Here is a 12,105-nt window from a genome sequence, read left to right as displayed (position 1 = left end):
CCAAAGCGATGCGGCACACGCCGTGTCGCATGCGATACGCTCGGCACGTCGCCAAGGCGACAGCCGGGCTTGTCCGGCCGCTACCTCCTGGCGGCCGGACATACCGACCAAATGCGGGAAGAGAGACAGGCCATGGCAATACCCGATACGCCCTCCACGACAAGTCGGCCGCCGGTGCTCAGCCTGCGCGGCATCTCGAAGAATTTCGGCGCCGTGTCGGCCCTCACCGATGTCGATCTCGACATCAATGCCGGCGAGATCGTGGCCCTGGTCGGGGACAACGGCGCAGGCAAGTCGACGCTGGTGAAGATCCTTGCCGGCGCACACATGCCGAGTTCGGGCTCGATTACTTTCGATAGCCAGCCGGTGACGCTAGCCAATCCCGCCGCGGCGCTGAAGCTCGGCATCGCGACAGTCTTCCAGGATCTGGCGCTCTGCGAGAACCTCGACGTCGTGGCCAACATCTTCCTCGGCCGCGAGCTTCATCCCCTTCGCCTCGACGAAGTCTCGATGGAGGTCCGCGCCTGGACCCTGCTCAAGGAATTGTCCGCGCGGATCCCCAGCGTGCGCGAACCAGTGGCGTCGCTCTCGGGCGGGCAGCGGCAGACGGTGGCGATCGCCCGCTCGCTGCTGATGGAGCCGAGGGTCATTCTCCTCGACGAGCCGACAGCGGCGCTCGGCGTCGCGCAGACGGCCGAGGTGCTGAACCTCATCGAGCGCGTGCGGGATCGCGGGCTGGGTGTCGTCATGATCAGCCACAACATGGAGGACGTGCGCGCCGTCGCCGACCGCATCGTGGTGCTGAGGCTCGGCCGCAACAACGGCATCTTCCTGCCCGGCGCATCCAACCAGGAACTGGTGACCGCGATAACCGGCGCCGACGACAACGCCGTCTCGCGGCGCGGCAGGCGTACAGCCGAGAAGGTGCAGGGAGAGCAGCCATGACGACGGCTTCCGATCGAAATCCCGGCGCGCTGCTCGATCGCAGCGACGAGCGGCTGAAGGACCGCAGCGGCGCGAAGGGCGCCATCAGGGGCTTTCTCGACCGCGTCCGCTCCGGCGATCTGGGATCGCTGCCCGTGGTCGTCGGACTGGTGCTGATCTGCACGATCTTCCAGACGCTCAACCCGGTATTCCTGTCGCCGAACAACCTGGTCAATCTTTTGTTCGACTGCTCGACGGTCGGCATCATCTCGCTCGGCATCGTCTGCGTGCTGATGGTGGGCGAGATCGACCTGTCCGTCGGCTCCGTCAGCGGCCTGGCTTCGGCGCTGCTCGGCGTGCTGTGGGTGCAGTGGGGCTGGCCGGTCGCGCTTGCCATCCTCGCGGCCATGGCGGTCGGGTTCGTGACCGGCTGCGTCTATGCGCTGCTGCTCAACCGGCTCGGGATGCCCAGCTTCGTGTCGACGCTTTCGGGCCTGCTCGCCTTCCTAGGGCTGCAGCTCTACATCCTCGGCCCGACCGGCTCGATCAACCTGCCCTACGATTCGCCGCTGGTGAATTTCGGCCAGCTGCTGGTGATGCCGCATTGGGTGTCGTACACGCTAGCGGTGGTACCCGGCGTGCTCGCTTTGCTGCTCGGCTACCGCAAGGCGCAGCGCCGCCAGGCCGCCGGATTGTCGTCGCGCTCGTTCGGCGGGCTATTGCTCCAGGCCGTCGCGATCACGGTCGCGCTCGAACTGGTGACCTACTATCTCAACCAGTCGCGCGGCGTGCCCTGGATGTTCGCCCTGTTCGTCGGCCTGGTCGTGGCGATGAACTACGCGCTGAAGCGGACCCAGTGGGGCCGCTCCATGACCGCGGTCGGCGGCAACCGCGAGGCGGCGCGCCGCGCCGGCATCAATGTGCGCCTGATCTACGCCAGCGCCTTCGCGCTCTGCGCCACGCTGGCTGCCACCGGCGGGCTGCTGTCGGCGGCACGCCTGGCAACCGCCAGCCAGCAGGCCGGCACCGGCGACGTCAACCTCAACGCCATCGCGGCGGCCGTCATCGGCGGCACCAGCCTGTTCGGCGGCCGCGGCAGCGCCTATTCGGCGCTGCTCGGCATCATCGTCATCCAATCCATCGCAAGCGGCCTGACGCTGCTCGATCTGTCATCCTCGCTCCGGTACATGATCACCGGCTGCGTGCTGGCGATCGCGGTCATCGTCGATTCTCTCGCCCGCCGCTCGCGTGTCTCACACGGCCGCGCCTGACGGCTCATCGAAGAGGATCACAATGTCTGAAAGTCTCTCCGGCAAGGTTGCCGCAATCACTGGTGCTGCCTCCGGCATCGGGCTGGAATGCGCCCGCGCCATGCTCGCCGCCGGCGCCAAGGTCGTCCTGGTCGATCGGGCCGAGGACCGGCTGAAGGCACTTGTCGCGGAACTGGGCGACAATGCTTCAGCGGTGGTTACCGACCTGCTCGACCCGGCGAGCGTCGATCGCATGATGCCCGAGGTCCTGGAAAAGGCGGGCAAGCTCGACATCTTCCATGCCAATGCCGGCGCCTATGTCGGCGGCGAGGTGGCATCCGGCGACCCCGACCAATGGGACAGGATGCTCAACCTCAACATCAACGCTGTCTTCCGCACGGTGCACGCCGTGCTGCCGCATATGATCGAGAGGAAGAGCGGCGACATCATCGTGACCAGTTCGGTAGCCGGCTTCGTTCCCGTGGTCTGGGAGCCGATCTACACCGCCTCGAAATTCGCCGTGCAGGCCTTCGTCCATACGCTTCGCCGCCAGGTGCTGAAGCACGGCATCCGAGTCGGCGCGGTCGCTCCCGGTCCGGTGGTGACGGCGCTGCTGAGCGACTGGCCGAAGGCCAAGATGGAAGAAGCGTTGGCCGCCGGCAGCCTCATGGAGGCCAAGGAAGTGGCCGAGGCCGTGCTCTTCATGCTGACGCGGCCGCGCAACATCACTATCCGCGACCTCGTCATCCTGCCGCAGAGCGTCGACATCTGAGCCTTCCAACTCCGCATGATGGGGCCGCAATCATGATCCTCGACCGCTTCCGACTGGACGGCAAGGTCGCGCTGGTGACCGGCGGCACGCGCGGCATCGGCCTCGCCATCGCCAAGGCGCTCGGCGAAGCCGGCGCGCGCGTCGTCGTTGCGGGCCGAACCATGAAGGATGATGCGCGGCAGGCACTCTCGGGTATCGCCTTCGATTTTCTCGCAGCGGAAATGCTGGACGAAAAGGCGCCGGACGGGTTGGTTGCCGAAACACTGGCCAAGGCCGGCCGGCTCGATATACTGGTCAACAGCGCCGGCATCGCCGTGCATGGCGACAGCGGCGACTATCCGGAGGACATCTGGCGGCAGACGATGGCGATCAATGTCGATGCCGTCTTCCGCTGCTGCAGGGCGGCGCTGGCGCCGATGCGGCGCCAGGGCGGCGGCGCGATCCTCAATGTCGGCTCGATCTCCGGCATCGTCTCCAACATTCCGCAGAACCAGGTCGCCTACAACAACTCCAAGGCGGCGGTGCACATGATGACCAAGAGCCTCGCCAGCGAGGTCGCGGTCGAGAACATCCGTGTCAACGCCGTCGCGCCCGGCTATATCGAAACGGACCTTTCGCGCGGCGGCATCGAGAATCCGGAATGGTTCCCGATCTGGCGCGGCATGACGCCGATGGGCCGCGTCGGCCAGCCGGAGGAGGTTGCCGCGGCCGCACTTTTCCTGTGCTCTCCTGCTTCGAGCTATGTGACCGGTGAGGTGCTGGTCATCGATGGCGGCTATACTACCCGCTGAGACAGGAGAACCGGCATGAAACTCAAGGATAAGGTCGCCGTCGTCACCGGCGGCGCGCAAGGCATCGGGGCGGCCATCGTGCGCGGCTTCGCCGCCGAAGGCGCTCATGTCGTTATCGCCGATATGGCGATCGACAAGGCGGACGCGCTGGCTCAAGAGTTGGGCGGTCAAGCTTCCACCGTCCGGCTCGACGTGCGCGATCTCGCCTCGATAGAGGCGATGGTCGATGCGGTGACAAGGACGCATGGCGGCATCGACATCCTGGTCAACAATGCCGCCGTCTTCGACATGGGACCGCTTCTGGAAATCTCGGAAAAGAGCTTCGACCTTCAATTCTCGGTCAATGTGAAAGGCCTGTTGTTCACGCTGCAGGCGGTGGCCAAACGCATGGTCGCGCAAGGGCGTCGCGGCAAGATCATCAACATGGCCTCGCAGGCGGGCCGACGCGGCGAGGCGCTGGTTGCCGTCTACTGCGCGACCAAGGCTGCGGTGATCAGCATCACGCAATCGGCCGGCCTTGCGCTGATCAAGCACGGCATCAACGTCAACGGCATCGCGCCAGGCGTGGTCGACACGCCGATGTGGGATCAGGTCGACGCGCTGTTCGCGCGCTACGAAAACTTGCCGGTCGGAGAGAAGAAGCGGCAGGTCGGGCTGGCGGTGCCGGCAGGCCGCATGGGCGATCCCGACGACTATCGGGGCGCGGCCGTCTTCCTGGCGTCGAGCGATGCCGACTACGTCGTGGCGCAGACGCTCAATGTCGACGGCGGCAACTGGATGAGCTGATCGGCCGAAAGCCCGGTCGCCCCAGAGACCGCTGGCGAGCGCTATGGCGCTGCCATCCGGATCAGTGCCAGTCGCGCGCGTGGTTGAGATGCGCGTCGGTCAGGCCGTCGCGGAAGAAGCGCTGGTAGTAGCCGACATCGACGTGGTGAACCTGCAGCCAGATGCCGGGCACGTGGATGGCGTCGCAATGCGCCGGGAAGCGGCCGTGCGTCTCGTAGATGTAGGTGCAGATGTCGCGCACGCAGTCGATGACGTCCTGCGTGTAGACCGCCGCCTCGCCGAGATAGCGGTGGCCGTAATCGCCTTTGTAGATTTCGGCAAAAAGCTTCTCGTCCGAGTAAAGACCGCTCTTGCCGAACTTCTCCTCGACGACTTCGGCGACGGCGTCCGCCATCGAGTCGTAGTAGGGCGGCGACATGCCCTTGATCAGGTGCTCGCCCTCGAAGCGCAGGCCGATCGGGTTGCTACGCAGATTGGCGTATGTCGGCAGTGGAATATGCCAGCGCAACAGGTCCATGAGCCGCCAGCGCGGCACCGCCACGTCGAAGCCGAGCATGGCGCCATAGGTCTTTGAGAATTTCGGATCGCCGAGAAGCACCGGCGGGCTGATCGAGCCATGGATCCAGGCGCCCAGCCCCATGGCATCGGCGACGAGGAAGATGTTCTGCAGCAGAAGATCGGCCTCGATCTGCGTGCGCAGCGAGCCGATGGCGCCGAGCGGGATCTTCAGGTCCTTGTTGAGGAAGCCGTTCTTGACCCAGCGCTTGACGCCGGCCGAGCGATAGAAGTTGCGGTCGTCGACGATGTGGGGCCGCGCGCCATCGGGCTGGGTGAGCAGGTACATCATGCCGTTGATGTACTGGCGCGAGAGATCGACGACCGGCAGCAGGATGGTGGTGCCCGGCAGGTTGGACAGGAAGCGGTTGGAATCGAGATAGGCCGGAAAGTCGCGCTGGCCTTCGGCGACGTCGAGCCGGCGATCGAGGATTTTTACCTTGGCTTCCCGCGCGCGCTCGATCAGCCGCTCGGGCGTGAAGGCGGTGTTGCCGGCGGCGGGCGGTGGCAGCTTGCGCAGGAAATAGGTGCCGCTGTCGTTGATCAGGAAGAAGTGCGTGCCTTGCGCATTGTCGGGACTGCCCGCGGTGCGGCCGGCCATGGTGAGGTTGGGCTTGGCCATGACCGGCTGCTTCGTCGCCGGATCCTGGAAGGGCCGGTCGGGCATGGTGAGGCCGGTGCAGCCGGTCATGGCGATCAGCACCGCCTCCTCGAGTTCCGACAGCGGCTCGCGCGGCTGGTCGGACTGATAACTCATGCTGCCGGCGAGCACCGAGCTGCCCTGGCTGACGCGGTGCGTGCGGCGGCGGAAGATCGTCTCGACCAGCGGCCGCTTCAAAAGCATATCGAGCCCGGAGGCGATGCTGCCCTTCGCGGTCGCGGTCGACTTGAGCGGCGCCGTCATGGCTTTGCTCCCGCCATGGCCGGATCGGTGCTTGCGGGCACGATCGGGCGCCACGGCGCGAAGGCGCTCTGCGTCCTTGGCAGCACCGAGGCGAGGTCGGGGCAGTGGCGCAGGATCAGACTGGTCATGCCGTTGTTGGCGATCCAGTCGATGCCGAAGGGCGAGTAGATCTCCGGCCTGTAGTCGACGGTGAGGAAGCGGTCGCTCTGAAGCCGCCGCGATGCCATCAGGATGAAGATGCGGAAGGCGGTGTCGCTGAAGCCGAAGCCCGCCGGCGCCGACTCGGAGAGCAGGCCGACCACGGTATCGATCTTGTCGACGTCGTCGTAGATCTGCTCGAGCAGCCGCGCGTCCTCGGGGCTTGCCGCGACTTCCTCGAAGCTCCTGATGCGTGGCCGGTGCAGGCCGGCACGAAAATCATTGTAGCGCGGCACGCCGCGCCGCCTGGTGCGCACGATGTCGACCACCGAGAGGTCGATGATCTCTTTGTCGCGCTCAAGCTTCAGCAACGATCTTGGGAAGTTGTGCAGCGCGATCGCGCCGGGATGCGCGACACCGAAGGAATAGAGCGTGTTGCGCAGGCCGAAGGATCGCATGATGTCGTCGGCGTTGGCGCCCTGTATGTCGAGGAAGCCCTTCTCGGCGATCTTTTCGCCGGACCGGTGGTGGTAGAAGCAATAGTCGTCCGGCAAGAGCGGATGCATGCGGTAGACGGTGGTGAAATCCTCGGTCAGCGAATAGGGCGCGGCGTGATGGTCCGGCATCGTCTTCGGGATGCCGGTCGACGCATGCTCGTCAAGCAGCCACAGGCCGAATTTGGTCACCCAGTCATTGGTCGGCGGGCCATTCCAGTTGCTGGACAAGCCGACCTCGATCGCCCGCGTGGCGAGGATCGCCGGCGTCCATTCCACGGTATGGATTTTGGCGATGAGCGCCGACACGATCAGCCGCGCCGTCTGATAGATGCGCTCGTCGTCCCAATTCCTGTAGCGCGACCGCAATTCGTCGCAGAGCAGATTGTGCTCGCGCGCGAACAGCGTGTGCATGGCGCTGAGGCCAAGCCACCAGCTCTCGTTGAAGCCGGTGACCTCGAAGCCCTTGATGTCGACGGGCAGGTGGTTGTCGACCAGCCTGATCTTGGCGCCTTCGCGCAGCATGTTCGCCTTGGCGCTGTTCGGACCATAGACCTCCGATCCGTCCCACCAGTGCGAGGCGGCATTGCCGAAATAGACCGGCGGCCAGCTGGGGCCGCGGTCCAGCGCCTGGTTGCCGGCAATGCGCATGACCTGCTCCGGCTTGCCGCCGACCGAATTCGTCCACTTCATGCCGGAAGGCAGCGGCACCACGATGTCGTTGGTGCCGAGCGGATTGCGGGCATGATTGACCCAGTCATGCACCTGGAACTGGATCCAGGCTGCGGCGAGGATGTTGAGCGAGCGCGCCGGGATGAACGTCTCGCGATGCAGCAGTTTTTCCGCGACGACGACCGGATTCGGCGTGTCGAACAGGTCGGGCGCGTAGGCCGGTTTCAGGTTGCGGCCGAAGGTGGCGCCGACCGCGCCCATCTTCGGCGCCGAGAGGTCGTTATAGGTGCCGTCATAGGTGCGCGTCTGACGCACCACCTCAGGGATCGGCGTCTGCGGCTCCGGCCGCGCCTCGGGCGGCGCCTCGACCACTTCCGTGTCGATCAGGTTCTTTTGCCTGAGCACATAGCGGAAGGCGTCAAGGTTGAGCAGGCTGAGGCGAAGCGGCAGCTTGTGCCATTCGAAACGGCGATTGATAGCGACGAAGGCCTGGCGCGCGATGGCGCCCAGCAATCGGTTGCGCAGCGGTGCTTCCGTGCGCCAGCGATAGGCCAGCCGATGCGCGGCACTCGCGTCATAGACGACCTTGCGCGCCCGATTGAGATTGCCAAGCGGACGGAACTCGTCGGTCGTGTTCCACGGGTTGAAGGCCAGCTCGTCGATCACCCTCGTGTTGGTGAAGGCTTCGGCGGTACCGGCCGACGGCTGGGTGATGGTGAGCTCGGCCACCTTCACCGGCGGCGAGACCGTTTCGGTCCACTCGACCGACGTGTCCTCGATCGGCGTCGAGCGCTCGTCGAGGAAAGGCTGGACGCATAGCTCGAAGCGGATGGCGCCAACCGCCAGCCGCGCGGCGAATTCGTTCGACAGATAACTCGCATCCGTATCCGACGGATCGGGCGCGGGTGCTGCGCTCGGCACCGGCCGCAGCAGATAGCGCACTGCGAGCGTTTCGCCCCAGCGTATGGCGCCGCGGCTCCAGAAGGTCTCCAACGCGACGCTGCGCACCTTGCGATTGCGCCCCGTGGAGACGTTCCTCAGCATGCGGATTACTTCGGCCGGACCGAAGCGGAAGGCGAGGCCGAGGAGGCCGACGATCTTGCCGACCGTACCGCCGGCGGTCGCCTTGGCGAAGGCGACGAACTGCGTGGCATCGCGGGCATGCGAGACCGGAAAATTGGTGGCGAGCAGGTCGTGCTGCTCCTCGTCCGAGACCTTGACGCGCAGCGCCACGCCACGCAGGTCGGGCTTGTAGTCGGCCTGGCCCGAGCCGTTCGCGTTGGAGAAGCGGACGATCGCCGGATAGGATTTCCCCGGCTGGGCGAAGCCGGCGCGGAAGTCAGCGGGAAGATCGTCATTGAAGCGCAGCGTCGCATCGATCGAGGCGAAGATCGGCTTGGTGTGGAAAGCGCGCTGGATGCCTGCCGCCTTGGAGCGCCGCTTGGTCTTCAGCTGGACATGCATCATGTCCTGCGCCAGCCGCTCGAACATCAGGCGCTCATCCTCCGCGGAGCCTTGCGGTATTTCGCGCCAAATCGCTGTTGCCTGCCGGCCTGCTTGCATCAACACGACGTGCCTCCTCGTCAGTTCGAGCGGATGCGTCCCGCGATCATTTCGGCGACGCCCGCGACCACGCCCTCGGGCGAGGCGCTGTAATGCGGCAGCGCCAGGCGCGTGATGTGGGCGTCGATGATTGCAGGCTTGCCGAGCGCCAGCGCGTCCTCGAGCGCGGCTTCGAATTCCTCCAGAGTCTCGACGCGATAACCCTTCGCGCCGCAGGCCTCGGCGTGGGCGACGTAGTCGGGATTGCCGAAATCGACCAATCCGTATTCGTGATAGGATTGCAGCTGATAGAGCTTGATCAGCTGGAACTCGGCGTTGTTGAAGACGATCCAGATCACCGGGATGTCGTACTGGACGGCGGTGAGCAGCTCGAAGCCCGAAAGCAAATAGCAGCCGTCGCCGCAGCCGACGATCACCGTACGCTCGGGATGGGCGAGCTTGACGCCGAGCGCGCCGTTGACGTTGCCGGCCATCGGGCCGAAGCCGCCGGGCTTGCGGAAATTCTGGCCCGGCGCGATCTGCAGATAGTAGCCGAGCCAAGCGAGATGCGCGCCGGCATCGGCGAGAACGATGGCATTGTCCGGCAGGCGCTTGGATAGCGCCTGCGCCATCTGGCCGGGATGGATCTTGCCGGTGAGATGGAGGATGTGCTCGTCGCTGTAATCGGTCGCCTCGCGGTCTGCCGTGGTGCTCGGCTCGAGCATGTCCGACATCTTGTTGAGCAGCGCGCCGACCGCCAGTCTGGCATCGCCGATGACGGCGCCGTCGGCCTTGTAGACCTTGTCGATCTCGCCGATGTCGATGTTGATGTGGATCAGCCTGCGGTCCGTGAACAGGTCGTCGCGGAAACCGAAGGTGGCGTGCTGGGCGAAGGAATTGCCGACAGCGAGAACGAGGTCGGCTTCGAGGAAGGCTTCCCACGCGGCGCTATGGCCGCTGTCGCAGAAGACGCCGACGCACAACGGATGGCGCTCGGAAATGATGCCCTTGCCGTCGAGCGTGGTCGCGAAGGGTATCTGATAACGCTCGACGAGCTGCTTCAGCTCGTGGCCGGCGCCGCTCTTCACCGCGCCGAAGCCGATGAGGGCCAAGACCTTCTTGCCTTTCTCCAGCGCCTCCACAAGCGTTTCGGCCGCGTCCCGCACCCGCGCCGGGTCCGGCAGGATAGGCTTCACCTGCAGCTCGATGGGGCGGAAATTGTCGACCGAGACGCCGTGATCGGTGAGGTCTTCCGGGACATGGATGTGGACAGGACCCGGCCTGCCTTCGAAGGCGATGTTGACGGCTTCTTCCAGCACGTCGCAGGTCTTCGAGGCATCGGTGAGCAGGAAGGATTTCTTCGTCGTCGCGGCAAACATCGCCTGGGAGTTCGGCGTGCGGCTTACTCCCGATGTCTCGTTCAGCGCGCCCTTGCCGGTCCATCTGCGCGAGGCGTAACCGGAGATTGCAAGCACCGGGTAGGAATCCGACATCGCGACCGCAAGGCCGGAGAAAAGGTTGAACGCGCCGGGGCCGGCGGTGGCGAAGCAGACGCCGAGGCGGCCTGAGAACATGGCATAGCCGCAGGCCATGAAGGATGCTGCCTGCTCATGCCGGGTGATCACCGGCCGGATCGACTTGGAGTGTTTCAGCGCCAGCATCAATCCGGCGGCATTCTCGCCCGCGCCGCCGAATGCGGCGCCGACGCCGATCCCTTCCAGCGCTTTGACGATTGCCTCGTAGACCCGCATCCGCATCGCCCCCGATTGCGCTTCCGGCCTGCTCGATCGAAGGGGACCGATAGCGCGAGGCGGAATGGGCAGAAAATACTTAGAAATGAAATCAATAGACCCGACAATCTCTGCTCCCGGCCGGGTACTGACTGTGAAGCAGCTAACACTGGCGGCAAAATGGAGTTGACGCCTGCGGCAGCAAGACCAAGTATTTCCCCGGGGCGACATCGCGGTTATCAGTGCATGGCGGTCGGCCGGATGGCGCCCGGTTCAAATCCTGCGCCTAGTTCAGCGCGCTCGCAGGCCTCCAGAGACCCCGTCGCCTTGGTTCTGAGGTCCGCGCGGTGGCGAAATCGGGACCTGGACGGTTCGCGCTCCGCTGCCGGCCGAGGTCGATTGAGAGGAACGATCTCGCGGCTGATGCATTTTGCTTCCCTCAACAGTTGAGGGAATCCATGCGCATTGCCCATGTCGCGCCGCTCTATGAATCCGTCCCCCCGAGATTTTATGGCGGCACGGAGCGGATCGTCTCCTATCTCACCGAGGCGCTGGTGGAATTGGGGCACGATGTGACGCTGTTCGCGAGCGGCGACAGCGAGACCTCGGCGCGGCTGGTGCCCGGCCGCGACCAGGCGATCCGCCTCGATCCGCGGCCGAAGAAGTCGGAGATCGCGGCGCATATGGCGATGCTCTGCGATGTGCGCGGCCGAGCCGGCGAGTTCGACGTCATCCACTTCCATCTTAGCCATTTCGTGCATTTTCCATTCTTCGAGCATATGGCGGAACGAACGGTGACGACGCCGCATGGCAGGCTCGATTATGTCGACCTGGCGCCGGCCTACACGCGCTTTCCGCGCTTTCCGATGATCTCCATCTCGCACAGCCAAAAACGGGGATTGCCCGATGCCAATTGGCTGGCGACGATCCACCACGGGATTCCGGTCGGCGCCTATCCGCCGACCTACGAGAAGCCGGCCGGAGAGCCCTATCTGGCCTTTCTCGGACGCCTTTCGCGCGACAAGCGGCCGGATCGCGCGATCGAGATCGCGCGGCTTTCAGGATTGAAGCTGAAGCTGGCGGCCAAGATCGGCGACGACGACCGCGCCTATTTTCACGACCAGATCGAGGCGCTCATCGACGGCGACCGCGTCGACTATGTCGGTGAGATCGCGGAAGACGAGAAGGCCGAGTTTCTCGGCAACGCCGCGGGCCTGCTGTTTCCCATCGACTGGCCGGAGCCGTTCGGCCTGGCCCCGATCGAGGCCATGGCCTGCGGCACGCCGGTGATCGCCTGGAATTGCGGCGCCTTGCCGGAGATCATCGACCAGGGCGTGACCGGCTTCGTCGTGGATACCGTCGATGAGGCGGTCACTGCGATGCCCGCCCTCCTCGAACTCGATCGTCGGCAGGTGAGGGCGGTCTTCGAAAAGCGGTTTTCTGTCACCAGGATGGCGCGCGACTACCTTGCCGCCTATATGCGGCTGATCGGTGCTCATGCGGTGAAGGCTTCGTGAATTATATGCCTTAGGGGGCGCAGCTAGCGA

The 12,105-nt window shown here is 65.1% G+C and carries 9 protein-coding genes; 6 read left to right on the top strand and 3 right to left on the bottom strand.

Features of this window, described 5'->3' with window-relative positions:
- Positions 1–132: 132 nt before the first annotated feature.
- Genes AU465_RS01930 through AU465_RS01910 form a run of 5 tightly spaced genes read left to right on the top strand, consistent with a single transcriptional unit; the run spans position 133 to position 4,523 of the window.
- Complete coding sequence (locus AU465_RS01930) at positions 133–945, top strand: ATP-binding cassette domain-containing protein (RefSeq protein ID WP_192243479.1); 813 nt, start codon at positions 133–135, stop codon at positions 943–945.
- Positions 942–2,195, top strand: coding sequence for a sugar ABC transporter permease (locus AU465_RS01925; RefSeq protein WP_192243477.1), 1,254 nt, complete (start codon positions 942–944; stop codon positions 2,193–2,195). The genes AU465_RS01930 and AU465_RS01925 overlap by 4 nt, the downstream gene beginning before the upstream one ends.
- A gap of 22 nt (positions 2,196–2,217) precedes the next feature.
- The gene (locus AU465_RS01920; RefSeq protein ID WP_192243475.1) at positions 2,218–2,946 is read left to right on the top strand and encodes an SDR family oxidoreductase; all 729 of its coding nucleotides are present in this window, start codon (positions 2,218–2,220) and stop codon (positions 2,944–2,946) included.
- Between the two features lie 32 nt (positions 2,947–2,978).
- On the top strand, positions 2,979–3,737 hold the full coding sequence (locus AU465_RS01915; protein ID WP_192243473.1) for an SDR family NAD(P)-dependent oxidoreductase: 759 nt from the start codon (positions 2,979–2,981) through the stop codon (positions 3,735–3,737).
- A 15-nt stretch (positions 3,738–3,752) separates the two neighbouring features.
- Positions 3,753–4,523 (top strand): L-iditol 2-dehydrogenase, encoded by a 771-nt coding sequence (locus AU465_RS01910; protein WP_192243471.1) that lies wholly within the window; start codon positions 3,753–3,755, stop codon positions 4,521–4,523.
- 61 nt (positions 4,524–4,584) lie between these two features.
- Here AU465_RS01910 and AU465_RS01905 read toward each other — a convergent pair whose 3' ends face one another.
- The 3 genes from AU465_RS01905 to AU465_RS01895 are packed head-to-tail and all read right to left on the bottom strand — an operon-like array spanning position 4,585 to position 10,579.
- Positions 4,585–5,982, bottom strand: coding sequence for a hypothetical protein (locus AU465_RS01905; protein WP_192243469.1), 1,398 nt, complete (start codon positions 5,980–5,982; stop codon positions 4,585–4,587).
- The gene (locus AU465_RS01900) at positions 5,979–8,849 is read right to left on the bottom strand and encodes a peroxidase family protein (protein ID WP_192243571.1); all 2,871 of its coding nucleotides are present in this window, start codon (positions 8,847–8,849) and stop codon (positions 5,979–5,981) included. Before AU465_RS01900 ends, AU465_RS01905 begins: the two co-directional genes overlap by 4 nt.
- A gap of 20 nt (positions 8,850–8,869) precedes the next feature.
- Entirely contained in the window at positions 8,870–10,579 is a 1,710-nt protein-coding gene (locus AU465_RS01895; RefSeq protein WP_192243467.1) for a thiamine pyrophosphate-binding protein, read from the bottom strand.
- A 437-nt stretch (positions 10,580–11,016) separates the two neighbouring features.
- On the opposite strand from AU465_RS01895, the gene AU465_RS01890 reads away from it, so the two are divergent.
- Positions 11,017–12,075, top strand: a complete 1,059-nt coding sequence (locus AU465_RS01890) for a glycosyltransferase family 4 protein (protein WP_192243465.1) — start codon at positions 11,017–11,019, stop codon at positions 12,073–12,075.
- The last annotated feature ends 30 nt before the right edge of the window (positions 12,076–12,105 follow it).

Origin of the sequence: Mesorhizobium silamurunense (assembly GCF_014843905.1) — a bacterium.
Lineage (GTDB): Bacteria > Pseudomonadota > Alphaproteobacteria > Rhizobiales > Rhizobiaceae > Mesorhizobium > Mesorhizobium silamurunense.
This window is presented reverse-complemented; position numbering and strand designations above follow the sequence as displayed.